Source organism: Neptuniibacter sp. QD29_5 (genome assembly GCF_047778125.1).
Taxonomy (GTDB): Bacteria; Pseudomonadota; Gammaproteobacteria; order Pseudomonadales; family Balneatricaceae; genus Neptuniibacter.
The window spans coordinates 1,183,870-1,205,655 of record NZ_CP180556.1; the positions used below are offsets into that span (position 1 = coordinate 1,183,870).

27 protein-coding genes are annotated in these 21,786 nt (G+C 45.0%); 17 read left to right on the forward strand and 10 right to left on the reverse strand.

Features of this window, described 5'->3' with window-relative positions:
• Window positions 1–2: 2 nt before the first annotated feature.
• The 4 genes from ACMXYR_RS05380 (at window position 3) to ACMXYR_RS05395 (ending at window position 3,915) form a co-directional block, all read left to right on the forward strand.
• Window positions 3–806 carry an ABC transporter permease gene (locus tag ACMXYR_RS05380; protein ID WP_415887571.1) on the forward strand — a complete coding sequence of 268 codons (804 nt, stop codon included), beginning with the start codon at window positions 3–5 and terminating at the stop codon, window positions 804–806.
• Between the two features lie 85 nt (window positions 807–891).
• The gene (locus tag ACMXYR_RS05385) at window positions 892–3,276 is read left to right on the forward strand and encodes a TonB-dependent receptor (protein ID WP_415887572.1); all 2,385 of its coding nucleotides are present in this window, start codon (window positions 892–894) and stop codon (window positions 3,274–3,276) included.
• Window positions 3,277–3,338: 62 nt separating this feature from the next.
• Entirely contained in the window at window positions 3,339–3,533 is a 195-nt protein-coding gene (locus ACMXYR_RS05390) for a hypothetical protein (protein ID WP_415887573.1), read from the forward strand.
• A 106-nt stretch (window positions 3,534–3,639) separates the two neighbouring features.
• Entirely contained in the window at window positions 3,640–3,915 is a 276-nt protein-coding gene (locus ACMXYR_RS05395; RefSeq protein WP_415887574.1) for an energy transducer TonB, read from the forward strand.
• 57 nt (window positions 3,916–3,972) lie between these two features.
• On the opposite strand, the gene ACMXYR_RS05400 is transcribed toward ACMXYR_RS05395, so the two are convergent.
• The 4 genes from ACMXYR_RS05400 to ACMXYR_RS05415 all read right to left on the reverse strand — a co-directional run bounded on the left by ACMXYR_RS05400 (window position 3,973) and on the right by ACMXYR_RS05415 (window position 6,625).
• A complete protein-coding gene (locus tag ACMXYR_RS05400; RefSeq protein ID WP_415887575.1) occupies window positions 3,973–4,533 on the reverse strand; it encodes a tyrosine-type recombinase/integrase in 561 nt (186 codons plus the stop codon).
• A gap of 127 nt (window positions 4,534–4,660) precedes the next feature.
• Window positions 4,661–5,155: a RadC family protein gene (radC, locus tag ACMXYR_RS05405; RefSeq protein WP_415903632.1), complete on the reverse strand. Its 495-nt coding sequence runs from the start codon at window positions 5,153–5,155 to the stop codon at window positions 4,661–4,663.
• Between the two features lie 17 nt (window positions 5,156–5,172).
• Window positions 5,173–5,988, reverse strand: coding sequence for a DUF932 domain-containing protein (locus tag ACMXYR_RS05410; protein WP_415903193.1), 816 nt, complete (start codon window positions 5,986–5,988; stop codon window positions 5,173–5,175).
• Between the two features lie 307 nt (window positions 5,989–6,295).
• Window positions 6,296–6,625 carry a hypothetical protein gene (locus tag ACMXYR_RS05415; protein WP_415903194.1) on the reverse strand — a complete coding sequence of 110 codons (330 nt, stop codon included), beginning with the start codon at window positions 6,623–6,625 and terminating at the stop codon, window positions 6,296–6,298.
• Window positions 6,626–6,789: 164 nt separating this feature from the next.
• Here ACMXYR_RS05415 and ACMXYR_RS05420 point away from each other — a divergent pair, with 164 nt between their 5' ends.
• From ACMXYR_RS05420 to ACMXYR_RS05475, 12 genes are all read left to right on the forward strand, one after another.
• Window positions 6,790–7,773: a hypothetical protein gene (locus ACMXYR_RS05420; protein WP_415903195.1), complete on the forward strand. Its 984-nt coding sequence runs from the start codon at window positions 6,790–6,792 to the stop codon at window positions 7,771–7,773.
• 100 nt (window positions 7,774–7,873) lie between these two features.
• Complete coding sequence (locus tag ACMXYR_RS05425) at window positions 7,874–8,068, forward strand: helix-turn-helix transcriptional regulator (protein ID WP_415903196.1); 195 nt, start codon at window positions 7,874–7,876, stop codon at window positions 8,066–8,068.
• A 284-nt stretch (window positions 8,069–8,352) separates the two neighbouring features.
• Window positions 8,353–9,009, forward strand: a complete 657-nt coding sequence (locus tag ACMXYR_RS05430; protein WP_415903197.1) for an inovirus Gp2 family protein — start codon at window positions 8,353–8,355, stop codon at window positions 9,007–9,009.
• Window positions 9,010–9,086: 77 nt separating this feature from the next.
• Window positions 9,087–9,539 (forward strand): helix-turn-helix domain-containing protein, encoded by a 453-nt coding sequence (locus tag ACMXYR_RS05435; protein WP_415903198.1) that lies wholly within the window; start codon window positions 9,087–9,089, stop codon window positions 9,537–9,539.
• A gap of 118 nt (window positions 9,540–9,657) precedes the next feature.
• Window positions 9,658–9,951: a hypothetical protein gene (locus ACMXYR_RS05440; RefSeq protein ID WP_415903199.1), complete on the forward strand. Its 294-nt coding sequence runs from the start codon at window positions 9,658–9,660 to the stop codon at window positions 9,949–9,951.
• 151 nt (window positions 9,952–10,102) lie between these two features.
• Window positions 10,103–11,554 carry an ATP-dependent DNA helicase gene (locus ACMXYR_RS05445; RefSeq protein ID WP_415903200.1) on the forward strand — a complete coding sequence of 484 codons (1,452 nt, stop codon included), beginning with the start codon at window positions 10,103–10,105 and terminating at the stop codon, window positions 11,552–11,554.
• Window positions 11,555–11,849: 295 nt separating this feature from the next.
• Window positions 11,850–12,875: a hypothetical protein gene (locus ACMXYR_RS05450; protein ID WP_415903201.1), complete on the forward strand. Its 1,026-nt coding sequence runs from the start codon at window positions 11,850–11,852 to the stop codon at window positions 12,873–12,875.
• Between the two features lie 280 nt (window positions 12,876–13,155).
• The gene (locus ACMXYR_RS05455) at window positions 13,156–13,425 is read left to right on the forward strand and encodes a hypothetical protein (protein WP_415903202.1); all 270 of its coding nucleotides are present in this window, start codon (window positions 13,156–13,158) and stop codon (window positions 13,423–13,425) included.
• A 184-nt stretch (window positions 13,426–13,609) separates the two neighbouring features.
• A complete protein-coding gene (locus ACMXYR_RS05460; protein ID WP_415903203.1) occupies window positions 13,610–14,041 on the forward strand; it encodes a hypothetical protein in 432 nt (143 codons plus the stop codon).
• Between the two features lie 35 nt (window positions 14,042–14,076).
• Window positions 14,077–15,066 (forward strand): helix-turn-helix transcriptional regulator, encoded by a 990-nt coding sequence (locus ACMXYR_RS05465; RefSeq protein WP_415903204.1) that lies wholly within the window; start codon window positions 14,077–14,079, stop codon window positions 15,064–15,066.
• 67 nt (window positions 15,067–15,133) lie between these two features.
• On the forward strand, window positions 15,134–15,715 hold the full coding sequence (locus ACMXYR_RS05470; RefSeq protein WP_415903205.1) for a hypothetical protein: 582 nt from the start codon (window positions 15,134–15,136) through the stop codon (window positions 15,713–15,715).
• 47 nt (window positions 15,716–15,762) lie between these two features.
• Window positions 15,763–16,560, forward strand: coding sequence for a hypothetical protein (locus ACMXYR_RS05475; protein WP_415903206.1), 798 nt, complete (start codon window positions 15,763–15,765; stop codon window positions 16,558–16,560).
• A gap of 5 nt (window positions 16,561–16,565) precedes the next feature.
• Here the strand turns inward: ACMXYR_RS05475 and ACMXYR_RS05480 are convergent, their stop codons facing one another.
• Window positions 16,566–16,850, reverse strand: a complete 285-nt coding sequence (locus ACMXYR_RS05480) for a hypothetical protein (RefSeq protein WP_415903207.1) — start codon at window positions 16,848–16,850, stop codon at window positions 16,566–16,568.
• A 50-nt stretch (window positions 16,851–16,900) separates the two neighbouring features.
• Here ACMXYR_RS05480 and ACMXYR_RS05485 point away from each other — a divergent pair, with 50 nt between their 5' ends.
• Entirely contained in the window at window positions 16,901–17,347 is a 447-nt protein-coding gene (locus ACMXYR_RS05485) for a hypothetical protein (protein WP_415903208.1), read from the forward strand.
• 79 nt (window positions 17,348–17,426) lie between these two features.
• Here the strand turns inward: ACMXYR_RS05485 and ACMXYR_RS05490 are convergent, their stop codons facing one another.
• The 5 genes from ACMXYR_RS05490 to ACMXYR_RS05510 form a co-directional block, all read right to left on the reverse strand.
• Window positions 17,427–17,798 (reverse strand): hypothetical protein, encoded by a 372-nt coding sequence (locus ACMXYR_RS05490; RefSeq protein ID WP_415903209.1) that lies wholly within the window; start codon window positions 17,796–17,798, stop codon window positions 17,427–17,429.
• A 375-nt stretch (window positions 17,799–18,173) separates the two neighbouring features.
• Window positions 18,174–18,728, reverse strand: a complete 555-nt coding sequence (locus ACMXYR_RS05495; protein ID WP_415903210.1) for a hypothetical protein — start codon at window positions 18,726–18,728, stop codon at window positions 18,174–18,176.
• A gap of 291 nt (window positions 18,729–19,019) precedes the next feature.
• Window positions 19,020–19,295, reverse strand: a complete 276-nt coding sequence (locus tag ACMXYR_RS05500) for a YkgJ family cysteine cluster protein (protein WP_415903211.1) — start codon at window positions 19,293–19,295, stop codon at window positions 19,020–19,022.
• Entirely contained in the window at window positions 19,292–20,638 is a 1,347-nt protein-coding gene (locus ACMXYR_RS05505) for a hypothetical protein (RefSeq protein WP_415903212.1), read from the reverse strand. The genes ACMXYR_RS05500 and ACMXYR_RS05505 overlap by 4 nt, the downstream gene beginning before the upstream one ends.
• Window positions 20,639–20,789: 151 nt before the next feature.
• Entirely contained in the window at window positions 20,790–21,785 is a 996-nt protein-coding gene (locus ACMXYR_RS05510; protein ID WP_415900556.1) for a hypothetical protein, read from the reverse strand.
• Between the last annotated feature and the right edge of the window lies 1 nt (window position 21,786).

The following is a 21,786-nucleotide window of genomic DNA, read 5'->3' on the forward strand; positions in this document are numbered from 1 at the left end:
ATATGAATATCAGACATGCAATCAATGCTTTCACTGCTCTTTCTACAAGAGAAACCAATAAGTTTATACGTCAGAAAGGGCGGCTATTTTCAGCCTTGGTAAGGCCAGCACTTTGGTTGCTTGTTTTCGCAGCAGGATTTCAAAATGTTTTTGGTGTTGCGGTTATTCCTCCTTATGAAGCATACATTGAGTATGAGGTCTATATCACACCGGGCTTGTTGAGCATGGTGATCTTATTTAATGGTATGCAGTCATCGTTGACCATGGTTTACGACCGGGAAATGGGACTTATGCGTCTCCTTCTTACAGCACCATTGCCTCGTTGGTACATTCTGTTTTGCAAACTTCTGGCAGGGGCTGTGTTGTCCATATTACAGGTTTATTGCTTCTTAATTATCTGTTGGGGTTTTGAAGTAGATCTTCCTGCAGACGGTGTAATAACGGCATTTCCAGCATTTTTCCTGACTGCGCTGATGCTAGGGTCGCTGGGGCTTCTGCTATCTGTATCGGTAAAGCAGTTAGAGAACTTTGCAGGTATGATGAACTTTGTCATTTTCCCGATGTTCTTCATATCACCTGCGCTTTATCCACTCTGGAAACTGGAAGAAGCGGGGGCTGAGCTGGTTTATCAATTGGCTCAGTTTAACCCGTTTTCACATGCCGTTGAACTTATCCGCTTCGCCTTATATGGGCAGATTAATCTGACTTCACTTTATGTCGTAGTTGCAGGGTTTACGGTGTTCTTTCTTCTTGCTGTTTGGGGGTACGATCCACAGAAAGGGGTTGTATCTAGAAGAAAAGCTTAATTCTTGAGCTTAGTTTTTAACAAGCTTCCCGTCTTAGGCGACGGTTAGCAATTTTATTATTGGTACAAATGCAGGTGAAAATTTAATGAAGGCTTCGATAATAGCTGTTTTGGTTTCCAGCCTCGCTTTAAGTGCTGGGCTGGTACAGGCAGAGGGCGTTTCTCGCCTTGACGGGATAACTGTGATCGGTACCACTCCGATACACGGTGTCGGCATCGAAAAAAATCGCGTAGCTGCTGCTGTGCAAACGGCTAACAGCGCTGAGATAGAAAAGTCTCAGGCGCTGAACGTTGCAGAGCACCTTCGTTACAACTTCTCAAGCGTGACCATTAATGAAGCGGTTAATAACCCGTTCCAGCCGGATGTGCAGTACCGTGGATTTACGGCTTCTCCACTACTTGGTTTGCCGCAGGGCCTGTCTGTTTATGTTAACGGCATCCGCTTTAACGAACCGTTTGGTGACACCGTAAACTGGGATCTGTTACCGGAAGGTGCTATCGACTCTATTAACCTGTTTGCAGGCTCTAACCCAGTATTTGGTCAGAATACCCTGGGGGGGGCGCTTTCGATTAAAACTAAAAATGGTTTTGATAACGCCGGCAGCCAGATCGAAACGTCCATCGGTAGTGACGGCCGTTTTAATGTAGAAGCTCAGACCGGCGGTAATGACGGTGAGTTCGGTTACTACGTGATTGGTAACTATTATGAAGAAGATGGTTGGCGCGATCATTCTCCGACTGAAGTTCAGCAGGCAATGGCTAATCTGAGCTGGCGTGGTGAGAACGGCAATATTGAGCTGACAGTTGCGGCTAATAATAACACCATGATAGGTAATGGTTCTGTCCCTATTGAACTGATGGAAACTGCAGGTCGGGAATCGATCTACACCCAACCAGACCAGACAGAAACCCGCCTCAGCCTTTTGGCACTGAACGGCGATACCTGGCTGGATGATGATACACAGCTTGCGGGTAATGTTTATTACCGTCGTAACAAAGTTAACACACTGAACGGTGATGATAGTGATTACGAAGAGTGTGATGTGAACGCTGCTAACGATACGGCAGTGGTGCCGGGAACCGGTATTGAATCCCTCTGTGAATTCGAAGGTGATGAGGGTGATCCGTTTGACGCTGATGATTTCGAACCGATTGAATTTGTCGGATATGACGAGGCAGATGCTTTAGAAGACATCGATCCAACCCTCGATCCGGATGATCTGGACGGTACCCTAAATACCTCCGAAACCAAAATGGAGAGTCTGGGTCTGGCTTCTCAGATGACTTTCCTGGGTGACTGGAATGGTAAGGAGAACCAGTTAACGGTGGGTGCCAGCTATGATTATGCTGATATCGACTTTAAATCTGATACTGAGTTCGCTGAACTGCGTAATGATGCAGCTGCAGATGATCGTGGTGTAACAGGTGTTGGTTACTTTGACGCTGAATCCCGTGTTCGTCTGGAAACTGAAGTGCAGCATGTGGGTCTGTTTGTGACCGATACAGTTGCCCTGAGCGATCAGCTGGATCTTACCCTGTCCGGTCGTTACAACTACACCCGCATCGAGATGGTGGGTATCGGTGATAACAACCTGGACCTGACTGGTAACCACACATTCGATCGCTTCAACCCAGCGATCGGTTTGGCTTATCAGGTAACGGATAAGGTGAACTACTACGGTAGCTATAGCGAATCTTCCCGTGCGCCTACACCGGCTGAACTGAGCTGTGCAGATCCGGATGATCCGTGTAAATTGCCAAACGGTTTCGTATCCGATCCGCCACTGGAGCAGGTTGTATCGAAGACCTTTGAAGTAGGAGCCCGTGGTAACAGTCAGGGGTACGGTTGGAATGCCGGTCTATTCCACACCACTAACCACGATGACATCATCTTCCAGAATGCGGGTGGCCTGACCTCTGAAGGTTACTTCGATAACGTAGGTAAGACCCGTCGCATGGGTCTGGAACTGGCGGTGCGTAAGCAGTATCACAATCTGAATCTAGCGCTGTCTTATACCTATATGAATGCTACGTTCCAGACGGCTTTTGATTCTGTCAGCAATAACAACCCGCTGGGTGATACCCGTCCGGTTGAAAAGGGTGACAGCATTCCAGGCCTGCCAGAGCATAACCTGAAATTAGTTGCTGACTGGGCGGTATCTCCAAAATTGGATCTGGGTGCAGAAGTGACTTACCAGAGCAGTCAGTACTACCGTGGTGATGAAGCTAACGAAAACGAGAAGGTCGACGGCTTCGCTCTGTTGAACCTGCGTGGTATGTATAAGCTGAACAAAACTGTAGAACTATTTGCCCGCATCGATAACGTATTTGATAAAGAATACGAAACCTTCGGTGTTTACGGTGAATCGGATGAAGTGTTGGAAGATGCTTATCCGGGTATGGATGACCACCGCTTTGTCGGTCCAGGCAAACCTCGTAGTGGCGTGATTGGTATCCGTGCTAAGTTCTAAATCACGAGCAATAACGGCTGAGTTGTTCTCTGCTGGATCTCGGGACCGTCGGCGTATCTAAAATGTCGTCATACGTCAACGGTACCCGTTTTGCGCCAGCAGTGATTATCTCTCTGCTGGTGCACTGTATTCTGGTTTTGGTACTTCTCACTAATCCCGAACTGTTACAGGCAGGATTAGCCAGTGCGACTGCACTCGAAATTAAGCAGAAGCTGGCTACTATGCAGGATAGCCTCTATTGCAATTCAGGTAATTAAACCAGAGCCTAAACCAACACCGGAACCTAAACAGGAGCTAAAAACTGCGGAGCCGCTCGCAGCAGTTGAACAAAGTAACCGCATAGCAGCTGGGGTACTCAATAAAGTGTTCACCCAGCCAAATTACCGCTCCAAGTCGCAACCACCAGAATACCCGCGTAAAGCAATGCGTAAGCGACAGCAAGGAACGGTGTTACTGCGAGTGCTTGTTGGGCCCCAAGGGCGTAATCTGGAAGTAAAGCTTTATAAAAGCAGTGGTTATGAAAGTTTGGATGAAGCCGCAATCGAGGCTGTAAAAGGTTGGCAAATAGAACCTGCGATGATTGATGGACAGAGGGTATCTGCTTGGGTGGAGGTGCCGGTGACTTTTTCAATAAAATAATCATGTGTTCGTGTGCGGCCCGCACATCTGCATTGCCTAGGTTGCTAAGAAAAGCATTTATAGCACCAATTCCTTGAAGTCGTGGTCGACCTCGTCTTGGGTGATACCGATGTAACGCAATGTCACACTCTCAGAGTTATGCCTGAGCATCTTCATTACACGCGCAATATCCTTGGTGGATTTATAAAGGTGATAGCCCCGTGTTTTTCGCATGGAGTGGGTTCCAAGTGATATTCGGAGTTCCTCACCTATAGATCCAAAAGCCTTGCTGACAGCACGTCGAGAGAGGGGACGGGGAGTTCGATTAATGGATTGACGGTTGCGGTATGACTGGAACAGGTAGATATGATGGGGATGATCCTGATGAATTCGCTGAATGATCTTCAGGGCTTTGGGGTTTAAAGGGATATTGGCTTGCTTTCCTGTCTTTTGTTCACGGAGGACCAATCGGTCCTCCTCTATGTCGCTGAACTTAATCGATAGCAGATCGGAGATCCGCAGTGCTAAGTTCAGTCCAATATTCCAGATGTCAGCCATCTGTTGACTATGCCGCCGAGAGAGCAGGTGGCTAATCAGGCAGATGGTCTCTGGATCTTTGACGGCGTGCACCTCTGTCATAGTCAGGTTCCTTTTTTCGTTTGAAATGGGGAATTTGAGAATTTAGACGGGCCCCTTCGTTCTGAGCCCAGTATTCATGCGGGTTGGTAAGTTCCCAAAAGGACAATATGGGAACTTCGGTTGAGGGTCAGAGTAAGCCGCGTTCGGCGAAGGACACGGGCGTCGCTCCCACCACAATGTGGTCCAGCACACGGACATCGATTAACGACAAGGCAGCCTGTAGCTGTTGTGTGATCTGTCGATCTGCCAGGCTGGGCTCAGGATTACCGGACGGGTGGTTATGCACCAGGATGACCGCCGCCGCATTGAGCTTCAGACATTCCTTAACCACTTCGCGAGGATAGACGCAGGCCGCGTTGAGCGTGCCGCGAAACAGTTCCACAAAGGTGAGGATCTTGTTGCGGTTATCCAGCATCAGTAGCGCAAACACCTCATGCTCATAATCGATCAGTAAGGTTTGTATTGCTCGATGAACTTCGTTAGGATTATTGAGGGGTTGCCCATTGGCCAAACGTCGGCGGGCAATCATTTTTGCGAGGTGAAGTAGCTCGGCTTCCGTTACCGCATCGGGTACCACATAGGTACCCGGTTTCTCACCCGCCATCAGTTGTACGGTTTCCATCATGGTTGCTCCTTCAGTTAGGCTGCGATTGATTCGCCCTTCAGGGCCGCGAAGTGTTCTGTCAGTTTCCAAAGCGCTCGGTTAAGCCGCACGTCTTCCGTGACTGAGCGGATGGGGCGGGTACGTGTGCGTCGTCCCTCGCTGGAACGTCCGTGTAAGCCCCCCTTGAGTAGGTTTTCTTGGGTACGGTTAAAGACATGCCAGAGGTCGGGATCACGGTCTTCTGAGCGTCTAGCCTGTAGTAGAGCGTCAGGAGACACCGGGCTGGCATTCACCCAGTCCTCCCCGTAGCGCAACGTCAGGGCGGATTGAGCGAACAGTTGTGCTTCATCCGGTGACAGTCGAAGTGATCGAAAACGATCAACGGCAGACATGATCTCGGGGGCTTCGTCGATGAGGGCAATGGAGCCTTCTAGAATTTCATCTACAACCTGACAGCCATGCCGCACTCTGATCCCACCCATCTCGCCGATGGGCGTCACCATGCCGTTGCTGCAGACCAATCTGAACAAACCGAGGTCTAACTGATACGCACTGCTTCGATCATGGCTGTTGCAGAGTACAAGTTCAGCCACAGAATCACCGACGTGGATCTGCCGATCCGGATCTTGGCGAAACCGAACCATATGACGAGCAACAGAACGTCGTTCGGGTAGCCGCGACATCGTTTGTTGTGCGCGGACGGGGTGCCAACCCTCTTTTCGTAAGGCATTGACCACCTCAATGGTGGGCACAAAGCCATAACGGTCAGATACCTGGCTATCGGGTGTGTCCGCAAAAATAGCGGGTGCATTACGGTAAAGCTGGTTTTCTGAAAGGATGTTCATGGTCATGGGTAAACTCCTAATAAATGGCCACAGCCAAGCACTCTCTTAGAGTGCATTGGGCTGAGGCGATGACTGGGAACGGGGGACGTTGCTGTGCCGTGAATTCGATGAGGCCTACATCATTCTGGGATGGTTTGATCTGAATCGAACGAGGAACTCAAGCCTAGATGGTTTATTGAAGCTTTATGCGCTTTCTATATGTCAGGGGCATAAAGCCGGCAAACGCCGGGGTATTTCTTGGGATTTTGGTAAGTCGCTGTTGCTGAATTTCATCGGAGTGTTATGAAAGGTGGAAGGGTGATTGAGCTCGGAGTTACTCATCGCTGCGAAAGGTTTGCCCGCAGTTAGTACATTCCAGATCATCGAGGATGTGCTCATCCAGCTTCTCACCAATCTTTGAGCCTGCCAAGGTGCCGGTCACTCCACCCGCAAGCCCGCCGAGTAGTGCTCCGGCAAATCCGCCGAGGGCAATTCCTACTGGGCCACCAACGGCTCCAAGGGCCATCCCCGTGCTAGCACCTGAAGTGGCACCGGCAACACCGCTAGCGGTGCCTGCCACTCCGCCTGTAATACCGCCTACGTTACGTCCTTTGTGACGATGGACAACAGATTCTGATCTGCAATTTGGACATAAATATGACATGGATAGGATCTCCTGAGAGTGAATGATAGAACCAGGCTGGTGGCCTGGATAATCAGCATTAGGTTGTTCTCAGGAAGGTGATATATGTCTGAAATATTTTTATTTAAAAACAATTGGTTGTTTGATGTGGCGGTAAAATGGCGGTAATTTGGTAAGGGGCATAAATGCTGCCATATTCATGCGGCGGTAATGGGGGAGGGGGTATGAATGAATTTGACTGGATTGGAGAAGAAGCAGAGAGGCAGACTCATGAGTTACTGCCAGACCTGATACAACTCGCGAAAGTGAAAGGTATAGCTTCAGCTTTTGGCATAGCTGAGAAAATGGGCAAAAGGGATGATGATTTGCTCGAGCGCCGCGTTTCTGCATTGATTAAGTTGCTCGTAGTGTTCAAGCCAACAATACAGGAAACAGAGCTGTCAGACCTGTTGAAGGAGTTTTACGAGTTTATTGACAACAATGATTCTCAATCCCCGCTCGAATTATTTTATGGCGATGGGTTGCGTGAACATGACAGGTTTAAGAGCTCTTATCGACCTACTTTACCCCGCGATAAGTTCGGGCGTTTGGCTAAGCTGTGGCGAGAAGTGCCGGACTTTAGCCAATGTGAGTGGCTACAAGGTGTTTATTGGTTCAATTGCATTTGGACTGTGCCATCTCTTCCTATTGAGTCGCGTCTTCTATTGGCTGTAATGGGTGTTAGGATTCTGGTACGTGGCGATTGGTTACTGAGAGACGGTTGTTTTGAGGAAGAATTGCTCGGTAATGCCCGTGATCTCGGTGGTTTGACTAACAATGCTCAAAATAACAGGGTGTATAAGAAAGTGGGGGGGCTGTTACTCAGTGCACTGTCATCTGATGGTGTAAAACAAACAGAAGAGTTCTACAAGCAGCAAGCTGTACCAGTCGAACTTCCTGCCGGCACGCCGCATAGGTTACCCAGCGATGAACAGGGCATGCTTCGGCTCCTGCAAGAGAATCCTCATATGACTCATAAGGAAGTAGGGGTAAAGCTTGGTATAAGTGAACGGGTATCACAGCGGTGGGCGCAACGACTTCGGACTATGGGGTTACTTGTTCGAGAAGGAGCCACTAGGGGAGGTCGTTGGAGAGTAGTTTCGGGGAATGAATCTGGTGAGGACGGATGACGTACAAATATGTGTTGAGATCAGCCTGTTTCTGTGGAGGGAGATAATTTCTTACACCGACCCGCTATTGCATGAACCCAACCACTATGGAGCAAAACTCATGCAATTAATCCGATTACCTGAAGTTCTTAAAATGACCTCTCTGTCAAAGTCGAGCCTGTATCGGCGTATTGATGCTCATACCTTTCCTGATTCTGTTTCACTGGGAGGGCGATCAGTTGCCTGGATCGAGGAGGAAGTATTGGCATGGATTCAAGCTCGTATTGAAGAGCGAGATATCTCACAACCCCACTAGCACCTGATTCGAGAGATCAGGTTACTTCTTATTTTTCAATCAATCTTCTAAATTTCCTGAGTAGCTAACGCTCATAAAACCCGTCACTTTTCGCAAGAAAATGCTTTGCTGACGAGGCATTTCGGTCACTCGTTGTCGGTAGTAAGAATATAAACCCCTCTCCACTCTCTGGGCGCTCAAGTACGCCAAGTTTTCATACTATAGGCACGAAGTGATGACAAAAATATCAGAGTGATGGGCATAAGAGATTAGCTAAAAAGGGATGTCTCAAAATGGAGTTCATCATGCGTAACAGACGTGTACCCGGAAACCATAATTTAACCTTTTGGAATGAATCCCAGTATGCAGGGTTTCCCCTCAATTCAAACAATCTACTTGTTAGGGAGTATCTCGAGAAGCTAGACCTCGTGACTACTCGATCCATTCATGACTTCCCTCGAACACTGGCTGTATTGATCGAGCTGCACTGTGATATACCCACACCTGAGTTGTCGACCAGTAACCGGGTTCTTCAAAAGTTCAAAGAGGCGTTAGACAGTAGGGTTATCAGCTATCTGAAACGCCAGGCTGCAAAAGGGCGGCGTATACACAATGCAAAGGTAAGGTGGGTGTGGGCGAGAGAGCAAAATAACTCCCATGTTCCTCACTTCCACGTACTCCTATTTTTCAACAAAGAAGTTTTTCACAGGCTGGGTGACTATGCTCCAGGATCTAGAAGTCTACTGGCGATGATTCGGGAGGCGTGGTACTCGGCTTTAGGTATCCCTCATAATCAATCTCCTGGGCTGGTGCATATACCTGATAACGCAACCTATACACTGCAGCCTTCTGACCAATATGTGTCTCGATCCGCTCTTTTTAAGCGCGCCAGTTACTTGTGTAAAGCTTACACAAAGAGGTTCGGTAATGGCATTCAATGCTTCGGAGGGTCCACCAGCTAACAGTGTGAAGTGGTGTTCGAGATAGATGGTATGAGCGTAGTAGAGCTGTGCTATCGATTACCATTGGAGAACACATTATGTCAGAAGAATACCTATCTATTGCCGATCGCTGGATGTTGCGCTTTGAGCAGGAACATCCTGAGATTGCACAAGAGGTCAAAGCGCGTTATCCCACTCAGCCGAACCCTTGGCGTCCTGAAGAGCAAATGAACAAGCAAACTCCGTCAGTGCAGTCGAAAACAAGGGGAAATACGTCTCTTTGGCTCACTTCAGAGATGGACGAAAATACTCGAAATAGGCCCATTGATCCGGTTGTCCTGAAGGCCATACAGGCCCGTAAGTCGAAGAAGCTCACTCAGGCTACATTTGCTCGATGTTTAGGCGTGAGTCCCCGAACGGTGAGTGAATGGGAGCAAGGGAGGCGTCAGCCTTGTGCTGCTGCAAGGACGTTGTTGCATTGGGTTTCTGTTCGCCCGGAGCTATTGAAGCAAGCGGTTGAGTCTTATCGACAAGAAAGAGCAGGGAATTGATCACATGCTCTTAGAAGAATTCAGGCCAGTAATTTTCTACGGATTGCGGAGATAGTACAGACAGGAACGTCAACTGAATCCAAGGATGGTAACCCTCAACTTAAAGAAGGAAATTCCCATGGGGTCACTGACTATTCCCAATGAGCAAAGCGAAGTCGAACAACAGAAAGAGCAGGAGGCCACACGACCTGTGAATAAACGTGCCATGAATCGTCAATCTAGTCGGAAGATGCTCGAGAGTAGAAATATTGAATACTTTACCAACAATGATGGGATTCACCTGGTCGTTACAGGGTATAGCGGTCTGATTGATTTCTGGCCGGGTAAAGGGAAGTGGCAAGCCCGTGATGGCAGCATGCGAGGATTCGGAGTAGCCAATCTAATTGATTTGATTGAGTGTGGGCAACTCTGATTTTTACCTAATACACAAACGTATTCAGCAGAGTGCGTACCTCTAATACGGGCAGGTTTGTTGCCCTTTCCTTTCTATCTCAGTCACAACCCAATTGATTAGGCCTCCTTGGCTTATGGGAAGCTGTGGCTGATTCTTGGATATTAATCACATGAATACTCTTATAAAGCTTAATCCTGATCAAAACGAAGCCATGGCGGCTATCAGCGATTTCCTAATGTCCCCGAATTTAGATGCTTTTGTACTCTGTGGCAGTGCCGGTACAGGTAAGACCACGTTGGTAGCGAAGATTATTGAGTTGGCTCATCAGTTGTTGTTGGATAGTTTACTGGTGGCGCCCACAGGCCGGGCAGCACAAATTCTGCAGGGAAAGTTATCCCAAATGTTGCCATCTAGCATGGGGGCTCCCTTTGTTTCGACGATTCACAGTGCGCTTTATTACATGGCGAGTTTGGAGGTGGATGAAGAGCGTTTAGAAGAAGGGCTTAGCACCATTCAGATGGGCTTTTCCATTAAAAAGCAGAAAGAGCCCTTCGATTTGTTGATCGTAGATGAAACATCGATGGTGGGGGATAACCCGACGAATCAGTCTTCGATGATGTTTGGAAGCGGAAGGTTGCTGAGTGATTTGATTGACCACACGCAAGATCTTTATCGAAAAGGGATTGTTAATCGCCCAATTAAAGTACTCTTTGTAGGAGATCTGGCGCAGTTGCCTCCAGTGGGCAGTCAGGATTCGCCAGCGCTGAGCCCTAAGTATCTATACAACTACTTTGGGCTTAATGCTAGGCGTTATGAGCTCACTACGGTCATGCGCCAAGGTGATAAGAGTGGCATTCTTTCATTCGCTAATCAGATTCGTGAGCGGATATTTACTGGATACAGAGGGGACTTTTCTATCCCGTTTAATAGGTACGATATTTGTCCCATTGACTTTCATCCAGCGGTTAACCTAATTGCTAACAACATCAGTCAAAACCTCTCATGTGCAGCTGTTGTTTATAGCAATGCGATGGCGAAGGAATATAACCTGAGTGTGCGAGCTCAGCTTTGGGGAAATGCTTATGCACCCATCTCCCCCAGAGATCGCCTGCTTGTTACTCGCAACAGTCCTGAATATGGGTTGAGTAATGGTGACTTGGTTGATGTGCATACGGTTATGACAAACTCACATGAGGAGAGGGTTTACCTGCCAAATGGGCAGATTGCTAATCTGAAATTTAGAGAGGTGAGACTTCAGCTGAGCATGGTGAGTGGTGTAACTCAGGTTGTTGAGACACTGATTTTGGAAAACCTGCTGTATTCGAGTAAACGTGAACTGGAAGAAACAGAACAGCATGCTTTATACCTATTAGTCTGTCAGAGGAATCCCTTTGTTGATCCTAATAGTCATGAGTTTAGAGAACTTTTACAAACAGATCGATATTTCAACGCTCTGCAGGTGAAGTTCGGATACGCTATGACATGCCATAAGGCTCAAGGAGGAGAGTGGGAACAAGTTATCTTAGATCCGACGGGAGTAAATACTAATTCTGACATGGGATATCGTTGGATGTATACCGCGGTGACTAGAGCATCGTATTGCTTGTTTGTAGTGCAGTAAATTAATTGAATAAATCTTGCACCCATTAATGGGTGCAATCTGCTGTTCTGGATAAATTTCATAGAATATCGGTGCACAGTTATTGGTAATTGAGAGGGGTAAAATTTTGCCTATGTGCAACTCCAAGATACGGTAAGTGGTGTTTAGTAGTAGGTTTGTCTATATTTAGTTCATTGTTTTTTAAGTACTAAATAATTTTCTTTGTTAAAACGTACAATAACTTTTTATGTTGTGCGGGAAATTCAAGCCTTATAACTGCACCCAATGGTGTACTAATAGTACAGGGCGAACAGTAGTGTTAAATCTTAGTGAAGGTTGTACAAAGCAATTGAGAGGTGATCACGAACAATGCCTGCGGTTTGGGAATGATGAAAGCTGGTTTAGGGAATTACAAGCAATCGAGCGACAGTTGCGAAAACTGGTTGAGTTGCCAGGTGATCGCTGTTTAGAAGATGATTTTGTCTCACGACGCTTAAGTAATGGTGAGCATAAGTGGGTGATAAGATCTGCTGGGCGATTAGCAAGGATTCGTCATTCCATATCGATCCTAAAAATGGCGGCCTTGAGGGAACACGAAAAGGTACAAATAACCATATACGGGCAAGCTTTGCTGGATCATCAGGCTAGTGATGAACTGCTCCTTACTGAGCTTAAAATTGGGTACTCGAAAGAGAGAGCAGAGGAACTGCATGCAACATCAAATAACCTGCTTTGTGATCTAGATACTTTATTTTGTTCAAAAGCATTTATTCGTAAAGCCAAAGCGTTAACAGCAGAACTGAACCAGCGTCGTAGGTCTTTGGACAAATGGTTTTACGCAGTGTTGGAGTGTGAGACAAAGGTAGTTTTGGTGCACATGCAGTTGGGATATAGTCCTAGATGTAATGATGTGGATGTGGCTTTAGAGAACCGAAATATTTTTTTGCGAGAGAGGACCAAGGCAGCACCTTTCAAGCATATGCTTGGATACCTTTGTAAACTGAGCTTTCTACCTGAAAAAGGCCTTTTCCATGATCTAGTATTGATATACGACGGTGATCAGGTTTTCGATATCGCTTCAAGAACAAAAAAATTGGCTCAATTGTGGTTGACTAATGTGTCCGAAAACGGAGCCGCTTTTGTTGAAGGACCTTCGCTTAATAGCGTTTTTCCTATTTTGAATGATGTTGTGTCCCTCGATGAGGGTGAAGATTGTGAAAAGGTCGACCAGCTTATTGAGTATTTCTGCCGTTTCGACACATACATCCACTACAAGGCACCAAAAAAGTGCCGAACTATAGTCAAGTCTAAAGCCCCTGCTAAAAAGAAAACTGTTGGATAATAGTGGTTATGCCGACCACTACAGAGAGCGATTGGAGCTACTTAGTACCGTTATACTGAGTTCAACAAACTAGAGCAGCTCCTCTTTGGAGAGGTTTACAGGCCGGCAAGTTTTTTAGAAGGTTAATAGGTGCCCAGCTCAATAAGCTGGAGCAGAGACTCTTTGAGGTAAGAGATAATCTCAGAGTGAGGCCTAAAGGTATGCATTGGAGAAAGTTTACTGAACTCCACAAAGTTTACTTACAATTTAGTGGTCAGTTTTAACTGAAAGGGATTTTATTATGGGGTTCATCATCAATGGTAAAACTGTAGAAGAGCATTTGAACCCCAGCTACGCTGAGCCTCCAGAGGATGTGCCGCATGAACAGAAAGCTTATGAGGTCGTTTACAACCCTCCACTAGTTGCATCTGACGACCCTATCATCAGCGAGTACGGTACAGGCTTTATCAAATTTGCAGTCCCAAAAGAGAGCAATATCATTCCAGACTCGTTACTGACTAAGTTGCTCTGCAGCATACGTAACCGAATTCGATCTTCCTTTAGATCATAGTTTCAGGGGGAAAGGGATAGATGCTTATTGCCAATGTCTGCCATTCTAAATGCTTTGATTAGTATAGTTATATGAGTTATCAGACATCCGGAATTAATACGACAAGTTTTGTCGCTTCAATAAGGAATAATTGTTTCTGGTAAATCTATGATGCAAAACTAACCTGAAGAATAAGGTAATTTATATGCCAAGGCTTATCCAGCATATCGATGCAACCTCAAGGTCTAAAAAAAGAGATGTCCTATGGATTTTCTTTGGTTCCTACGAAGTAGAGGGAGACATAAGGTATTTGAAACCAGCTGATCCCTATTACGAGCATAACCTTCAAAGGGTAAAGGTTATTGAATGGTTGACAGAAAACAATATCTCTTATGAACCATGCGGTTATCATGCTGATGAATCTTGTAGGCGATCTTATGATGGTCAGCTATACGTTGACATACCATTTGATCGTACAGACCCAATTTATTTGAAACTTGAGCGTTATCTTGAAAACCCCGATGGGTCTATGCGACTACCGGGTGTAATTTTTATGGCCACAAGTTATCAGAAAGCTCTAGCTAATAGCCACCATGATGAACCTGGTTTTTGGGAGAGATGGGCGGAAACGTTCTAACGTAAATGATCGGTTTACCGCTCTAAGGGATTAGTATGTCAGATACATTGATGCGGCAGCTTGAGATGCTTCGCTATTTACCACATTGGCCCGGGAAAACAAATACAGCTACGTTACAGGAAAAATTATCCTCTTCAGGGTTTGAAGTATCTGTAAGGACGATCCAACGTGATTTACAGAAGCTTTCAAGGTTTTTCCCGATAGCCTCTGATGAGATTTCCAGTCACCTTGGCTGGTATTGGATGAAAGGGGCTGAGTCATTCAACCCTTTTCATATGCCTCCACATATTGCTATGACTTTCCAGCTGGTGGAGCGTTTTTCCCAATCACTTTTGCCACAATCATCAGTGAGCTATCTATCACCTTACTTCAAAACTGCGGATGACACACTTTTAGAGCTATCAGATAATTCACTCGCTAACTGGGCAGAAAAGGTTTTTATCTCTCAAAGAGTACAACCATCACTGCCCCCTGTTATCTCTGAAGAGGTTTATCATGCTGTCTATCTGGCCCTGCTAGAAGAGAGGAAAATAAACCTAACATACCATTCACTTGGGAGTTCTGAGAGTAGAACTGCGGTGGTTAATCCGTTGGCTGTGTTAGTAAGAGAGCCGATTATCTATCTTGTGTGCACTTTCTGGGATTATGAGGATGTTAGGCAGATACCTCTTCATCGCATATGTCAGGCAGAAGTATTAGATGAAACCGCATTAATTGATTCTGACTTTAAGGTAGCTGAGTTTGTCAGAAGCTCAGATCAAGACATCGTTCTAAATGACGAAATTAAGCTGGTTGCAAAGTTGTCCCCAGTGCAGGGCGAATACTTATTAGAATCTCCATTGTCGGATTCGCAAGAGATTACTAAAGGGGATGAATGGTATTCGCTGAAGGCTGAAGTTAAAGATACGATGCAACTTCGCCGGTGGATACTGAGCTTGACTGGTGATATAGAGATTGTAGAGCCTATAGCGCTTCGTGATGAAATCGCAGCAACTGTCCGCAAACAGTCTCAAATGTATAAATGAATTTATTGTTAGGACTCCAGGTATCGCTACTCAGTAGCGTTGGAAGCGACTTAAGGAATAAGTAAAGATGTTATACCGTGCAATTGACAGATCGGACTATAAAGCAGGAAAAGTTTACTACCCATATCCGACCAAACGTCTACCAAGTAATGTCCCATATGTAGTTGATAACCTATGGGAATGGGCAAAGCCTAGTGAATACCCTTCAAGACGGCATGCTGCCTATGCTAGCCCCTGCCCTAAGCAAGCCAGTGAGTCGTCAGTAGCGAATGATCCGGTGGTGTGTACTCTGGAGTGGCACGGAGAGAGAAAGGTTGCACAGCATAGAGTAGTAGCTGATGCAAAGGAGCACAGGGATGTAAGACAGCTACCCAAGTTACTTTTTAACATTCTTGGCAGAGAGTGGCCATCACTAGCGCTAGAAGATAAAGGTACCGAAGGATTGCTGTGGGTGCCTGGATTAGACGCCCCTGAAGTTCAGCAGATCCTTGAATCAGGGTTGTTCCAGAATCATATTGAAGAGCTTAAGGCTGCCATTAATTTCTGGGATGAGGCTGAGCTGATAAGCCGTTCTGAACCTGATAGTAACTCTAGTGGAGAGCTATTTTTTGAATATAACGGTGGTTATTCGTTAAACATACTTACTTAGGGATTAATATTTCTTATATGCGGATGTTTAATGAAAAGCAGAACCCTTTGGGCATCACAATCATCAATCTGAATCCTCAAAGTGAACTTATTAGTTCGGTTTGTGAGTATGAAACGCGGGGAGGGAGTGAACTGCTTGTAAGGACTGTAGATGTACCGCGTGATTGGAACGATGTGGATGAGTTAGCCCGTTGCGTCATTGGTAATGAAACCCAAGTAGAGAAGTACATCACTGATCACCTTACTGAAGGGCGCGAGTTTTTTTCAGGGCTTTATTTATGTGAAATTCAAGGTTCCTCTATAGAGGAGAAGGCTCATTCTGCTCAGTTGAAAACCCTCGCGCAAAGATTTGATTCCTTCTATGTTCGTTCCAACGGGAGCTATGCAGATTCTTATTTCGTGCAGATGATCTCTGGCATACTTAAGCGCAGGTGTATTCCCGGAATTGATTTTTGTCACATCAGAGAGCTATTGCAGAGAGCAGGTGAAGTAAAGGAGATAAGCTTCAGTTGTGTGGGTGAGCACAGGATTGATGATGCGCTCAACCTACTAACAAAAGAGTTATCCCGTCTTGATGATGTGAAACGTTTGTTCGTGACAGCTATAGCGCATGTATTCAATTCTGGTGAGGTGTCTCTTATAACAGAGAAATTATCAGCAAATATGGATGTAGGATTTATGGCATCCACGTGTTATGCGGATGATAAACTGAATAGTGATGAGCTCCGAATTACATGCCTTTATTCCCTAGAGGAAAAGCTTACTGATGTTGATGATAAATTTTCTGAACTGACAGTTTCTAAGCAAAGTGGGCCTTTGCCCAGTTTCAAAGCTAACAGACAGTAAATCATTTATATGATGTTTATTGGCTCTAAACCTAGGTCCATGTAGATTGCTAATATTCCATAGTGGTGGAAGAAATCCTGCCATTCATCATATTCGAGTAAAAATGAGTCTTCTCCAATATCGATAGAGATAGCGCCTTTATATTTTGAGCAGATTGCGTGCACTATTTTACTTAACTGTAAGCGGTACTGATCATCATCATCATAAACTGTGTAAACTTTTCCATCCCAGTGGGCTGAAGGGATTAAGTACATACAGGAACGGTCTTGACTCAGGACTGAATGAAACATGTTAATCTCCTGAATGAGAGAATGTTCTGGTTTTATATTAAGTCATTAGTATGCATCGACAGGAGGCAGTTCTTGTCGCATCTGATATGGAGAGAGTAATGATTGTTGGGGATACAACTCCAAAGAGAAAAGAGAGCCTGGCTTTGTTGGTAATGGAACAGTTTAAACAGAAAGGTATAGAGGCCAACCTGGTAAAAAATAGAACGAACTCTGAAGGGCATAAAGATCAGGTTGTGCTTGAGACTGAGGTTGGTTTGATTCATCTTGTCGCGACAAGTAGCGTAGATCCCAACGCCGGATTTCCTACAGGCTCTTATGAAACCAATTCACAAACCTATCTTGCCGATAAAGACTACGTTGCTTACGGCTGGAATACCAAAGATAAGCGCACGTTCGTCATGTTTGTTGATCCGGCAGATGTTAAAGGCAAGGAAAGTCTTAGTAAGAGTGAGATCCGGGATCTGAAGAATAAAGAGTTGAGCTTTGTGGTTAAGTAAAATTTACCCGCTAATTTTCTAGTGATTTGGCAGTAAAATAGCTATAAACCTTTTTCCAATAGTCATCGTTGTGTGATTCCTATTCAGAAATCCCGGAATCATCAACTTTGACTATGAAGTATTTCTTACCGTCAGTATGCGATGGGTCATCTTTGTAAACCCACCATAAGATATAAAGGAGTGCTAAGGGGAGGAAAAGTACGGTCAACATTCCTAAAAGGGTATAAGCCCACAGGCCAGGAGTGTCTTCAACATACATATATAGCTGATCATGTTTGACCTTAAAATAGCATTCTTGAGGAACAAACTCAGTTGACTTTACTTCAAGGAATTCAACTAATCGTGGGTGAATCCATTCGTTAGGTGCACCGCATTGTGGGCAAAAATCTGCGATTGAAGCAATCTCTGAGGCGCAATAGGTGCATTGGAAGGTTTTCGCTCTGTTATACATGACCTGATGAGCTTGATGCCGAACTGAACTCTACACCGCAGAACTCACAAGTGAGTTCTGACTGGGCTGCTAGCTCTTCTGCGAATAGATAAAGTTCTTGGAACGTAATTTCGTTGCTAGGTATAACATCAAAGTGGATACTAAGCCTTCCGCACTTTTGTTTAACTTGTTTTAGATATACCTGTTCTTAATAGGTTTTTGTTTTTTTCAGAAATCTGAGTAGAAGGAAGGCCCAACCTGATCCGCATTTGATTCCTCTTTCGTATATTGGATAGCAGTATTCAGTATCCATAGGTTAGTCCCTGAACTTAACACTGCGGAAAGGCTTGAAGCAGTGCCTTAAACCATAACTAGTTACTATTGGATGGTATTTATTTACCAGCCTTTGTCGGGGGTTGGCTCAAAAAAACTATTACCCTCGAATCCGTCTTTGAATTTATCTGGAAATACTTTTATATATCTAGCATACGGCTGATCACATAAATCATCCCCCTCAATTGAATAGCCATCAGGCATTCTACTTCGATGCTTGATGTTTAACATATTGTGTTCTTCTTCAGTGATGGCAGCGAAGACAGCATGGGTTTCTAGGGTATCCATTATTGCTGTAGTTGATGGAGTTGGTAGAGCTAGTAACTTTTCGACAATAAATTTCATAGGTATAACATGATCTCTATGAATGCCTTTTTCATTTTTAATAATTGCTTTGTGGGCTTCCACTGAACGAAGGCAGTGATTCCGGATTTTATTGGTATCCCAGCGGCCTAATTTGTCTTTCCCATTTCTGGCACCCATTTGATAAGCACAAAAGTTGTCAATCAACATTCTGTAGCAAGACGTATCTTCTACTTTAGAATCTACAAGTGCTTTGATGGCATTGATAAGCCCCTCTGCTTTTTCAGCAAAAGGGTCATTTGTATTCTTGGTCATTCTAGAACTCCTTTTCATGCATGTTGGGTGTTAATGGCACTATTTTAAACTTCACTTGCTGGTAGAGCCGTGACCTAGAGCAATGCTTACAACAACCATGATGCTTGCAGCCGTGAGCAGGATAGTTCTCGGTAAAGGCAGAGGCTTCACAGAGAGTCTTTTGGAAAGTTTTCTTACTTCTGCGGTATGTTCGAGCCATTATTTACAAATTTCTTCAGTCTTAATTGCAAGTAATGTTAATAGTTTGATGCGTCAATATTTGTCGCTTATCGTTTTCTTCATCGATGAATTCTAGGGTTGTTTCTCTATGTTAGCTTTTAATTCTTTACAGGCATCGATATTAAGATTTACAAATTCAATCCAGCTGCATAGGTCAGCATAATTATGTTTGTATTGCCAAGCTACTCGACATATATCTGGTCTTTCATTAAAAATTACGCAAAGGTTGGTTTTTGTGTCCAGATGTCTGCATGTACCATCGCCACGGTCTAGTGAGGACGTTGCTTTGGAAAGGTTGACTTGTTTGCAGCATGCTCCACATTTGTCGCAGGGGAAGTGCTTACTCAAAATTCAAATGCCTCATTTGTTTGCATGAAATCATCGAATTCTTCGAAGGTCTTAAATTGAAGAGTTTTCCCAAATTGAAGATTTATCTTCTCTAACCCTGAAACAAACCCATTAGGGCTCCAATCTTCTAAGCTAGAATCGAGTTGCATAAATGCTATACGGAACTCTGTGTCTCTCTCATTGAAGTGTTTTGTTAGTTGGGCTTCAAAAGCAATACGTTGATTTCGTATTTGGGGAATAAGGCTGAGGCACATTTCTTCAATAGCTAATCGTCTGTGTTTAGCTTCCTTTACAATTTTACTCTCCCCTAAAGCAATAAGGCTAGATTGATGGAGCATGTTACCAACAAAGTATCCGATGCTAGCTCCAACCATTGCTCCTACAACGGGAATGGGGATAGCTACTTGCCCAAGGGCTCCATAATAGAAGGATGCTGTGCTGGTGATCGCAGTATGACTTATTTCATCCAATAGTTTCTCTTCATCAATATCGCCTTTTATGAAGGATGCTATAGACTTACTTGCCGCGACGACTCCTGCTGCAATAGCTATCGGAGCATTAGAGCGCGTTAAAGCTTTAGATGCACTTTGACCTAAAAAGTGAGATGTACCATGAGTTATTCCTTTACTCATCGCTGTAACGGTATATCCGGTTGCATAGCCTTTAGCTGCATCAATTGTTATTGAGGAAAGAGTCTCACCAATGCTTTTGGTTCCTTTATAAAAGTCGTAGCTGCTGGTTATTACCGAACTCGAGCCACTAATGATTGCACCTAGTTGGCCAGCTTGTTTACCTGACTTATGCATATCAGTAAGTGCGCTTTTTAGCTTCACTTGATCTGAGATTTTTTCTGCTATTTTTGTATCTGTTGCAGCTAGTGATTGTTCATAATTCGTACCAGAGGAGCTAACATTCTCGTGACTGAGGCTTTTTTGTAGGTGTTCACGGGTTTTTTCGTAATCTGATGCTTTTAGGGTGCCTGCTTTTATGCGTTGATCTAATAGCTTTTCGATCATCTCATGCTGGTCGGCAGGTGCTAGTCTGGCCATTTCATCGTATTTTTCTTGTGATAATGCAAAAACGCTTCTGGCTGCACTATTACAAGATTTAGCTTGAACCTCTCGAACAGTTTTTTTTCCTCGGGTGATAATAATATCGACAGGATCGGTAGGAAGCCCCATGCTTGCTGTTGTGCGTGCAAACAGATCACTATCTTTTTTAAGTGCGTCATAATTGAAGTTTAAAACTTCCATTTGCTCAAAAAGATGCCCTTGTGCTTTATCAGGTGCGACGTTTTTCCACTTTTTAGCTAGTTTGACGAGTTCTTCGCTATCGTTAAACAATGCGCGTGTACGTTCTGTATGCCGAGAAGTTAGGTGGTCAGAAAGATGTGCGCCTGCGAGGCTTTTTAGGTCTTCTGGTTTTTTTGGGGGCATGTATTCCTATCCTTTGGAATAGGTTCGGCTGATGGTTAACCAGCCGAACACATCTGAATCAAGCTTCAAGAGCTTTGCGGGCGCTTTTTAGTGCTGAACGTGATTCCGAAGTGACTAAACCATCTTCGTCTAGTAGTGGCGCTTCCATAACGTTCTTGAGCGTTTTCGCCAAGGCTGCGGTAATAAATACCCCTTTTTTATCAGCCGAGCTGTAGTTGGTATAGTCGATGTCGGACCCAACTAAATCCTGCAATGATTGTAGCATTGGAATAAAGCGTAGGTTCAGCTCAACTAAGACTTCGTTGATCTCTTTGAACCTTCGATTAATGCCTTTTGTAACAACTTTCGCTGACTTCATTTTTTCAGCTGCTAATTCTGCTTCGTATAGGTTGCTATATGCATCTTCTTTGGCTGCTTCTGCTTTTGAGGCTGCCATCATGCCCCCTGCAGCTAGGACTGGCCCCGCTACTATACCCCCTAGTACAGCCATGCCGCCTGCCATACCCATGCCTCCGGCGGCAAGGGATCCTCCTCCTAGCCAAGCGAGTGTGGCGTTCGTCGCTGCGACACCTCCCAGAGAGCTTATAGCGGTACCTGTAGATGCAGTGCCTAACAAGCCGACGCCACCGTATGTTGCCAAGCCTGCAAGTCCTCCGCTACCAAGAGCAGCAATACCGCCGCCAACTACGTCTTTCATAGTCATGGCAGAGACTTCAACAGTTTGCATATCATCAGAAGTTACTGTTGTTAGGTTACTTGTTTCAAGTAATCCGCTGTCATCAAAGTCGATATTCTTTATTTTTGAAAAAGCATCTACAAATGGTAGTAAGGTTTCTTTATAAATACAGAATTTAGTTTTACCTAGTTCATTAATTGATTTTTCTGCTTTTGCGCGTGCCTTTTGTAGCTTAGCTTCAGCATTATCGTAAATATCTTCTGCTTCTGAATTTACGGCCTCCGCTTCGTTGTAGTCAGCTTTAGCATCAAGCCCTTTTTTTACGCCGTAGCCGCCTGCAAGAACTGCTGCAGCCCCTAAAAGTAAAGGTAATGGCATG

Coding starts and splice junctions, on each gene's coding strand:
- ACMXYR_RS05380 (WP_415887571.1), top strand. CDS start 3: ATGAATATCAGACATGCAATCAATGCTTTCACTGCTCTTTCTACAAGA.
- ACMXYR_RS05385 (WP_415887572.1), top strand. CDS start 892: ATGAAGGCTTCGATAATAGCTGTTTTGGTTTCCAGCCTCGCTTTAAGT.
- ACMXYR_RS05390 (WP_415887573.1), top strand. CDS start 3,339: ATGTCGTCATACGTCAACGGTACCCGTTTTGCGCCAGCAGTGATTATC.
- ACMXYR_RS05400 (WP_415887575.1), bottom strand. CDS start 4,533: ATGACAGAGGTGCACGCCGTCAAAGATCCAGAGACCATCTGCCTGATT.
- radC (WP_415903632.1), bottom strand. CDS start 5,155: ATGGAAACCGTACAACTGATGGCGGGTGAGAAACCGGGTACCTATGTG.
- ACMXYR_RS05410 (WP_415903193.1), bottom strand. CDS start 5,988: ATGACCATGAACATCCTTTCAGAAAACCAGCTTTACCGTAATGCACCC.
- ACMXYR_RS05415 (WP_415903194.1), bottom strand. CDS start 6,625: ATGTCATATTTATGTCCAAATTGCAGATCAGAATCTGTTGTCCATCGT.
- ACMXYR_RS05420 (WP_415903195.1), top strand. CDS start 6,790: ATGCTGCCATATTCATGCGGCGGTAATGGGGGAGGGGGTATGAATGAA.
- ACMXYR_RS05425 (WP_415903196.1), top strand. CDS start 7,874: ATGCAATTAATCCGATTACCTGAAGTTCTTAAAATGACCTCTCTGTCA.
- ACMXYR_RS05430 (WP_415903197.1), top strand. CDS start 8,353: ATGCGTAACAGACGTGTACCCGGAAACCATAATTTAACCTTTTGGAAT.
- ACMXYR_RS05435 (WP_415903198.1), top strand. CDS start 9,087: ATGTCAGAAGAATACCTATCTATTGCCGATCGCTGGATGTTGCGCTTT.
- ACMXYR_RS05440 (WP_415903199.1), top strand. CDS start 9,658: ATGGGGTCACTGACTATTCCCAATGAGCAAAGCGAAGTCGAACAACAG.
- ACMXYR_RS05445 (WP_415903200.1), top strand. CDS start 10,103: ATGAATACTCTTATAAAGCTTAATCCTGATCAAAACGAAGCCATGGCG.
- ACMXYR_RS05455 (WP_415903202.1), top strand. CDS start 13,156: ATGGGGTTCATCATCAATGGTAAAACTGTAGAAGAGCATTTGAACCCC.
- ACMXYR_RS05460 (WP_415903203.1), top strand. CDS start 13,610: ATGCCAAGGCTTATCCAGCATATCGATGCAACCTCAAGGTCTAAAAAA.
- ACMXYR_RS05465 (WP_415903204.1), top strand. CDS start 14,077: ATGTCAGATACATTGATGCGGCAGCTTGAGATGCTTCGCTATTTACCA.
- ACMXYR_RS05470 (WP_415903205.1), top strand. CDS start 15,134: ATGTTATACCGTGCAATTGACAGATCGGACTATAAAGCAGGAAAAGTT.
- ACMXYR_RS05480 (WP_415903207.1), bottom strand. CDS start 16,850: ATGTTTCATTCAGTCCTGAGTCAAGACCGTTCCTGTATGTACTTAATC.
- ACMXYR_RS05485 (WP_415903208.1), top strand. CDS start 16,901: ATGCATCGACAGGAGGCAGTTCTTGTCGCATCTGATATGGAGAGAGTA.
- ACMXYR_RS05490 (WP_415903209.1), bottom strand. CDS start 17,798: ATGTATAACAGAGCGAAAACCTTCCAATGCACCTATTGCGCCTCAGAG.
- ACMXYR_RS05495 (WP_415903210.1), bottom strand. CDS start 18,728: ATGACCAAGAATACAAATGACCCTTTTGCTGAAAAAGCAGAGGGGCTT.
- ACMXYR_RS05510 (WP_415900556.1), bottom strand. CDS start 21,785: ATGCCATTACCTTTACTTTTAGGGGCTGCAGCAGTTCTTGCAGGCGGC.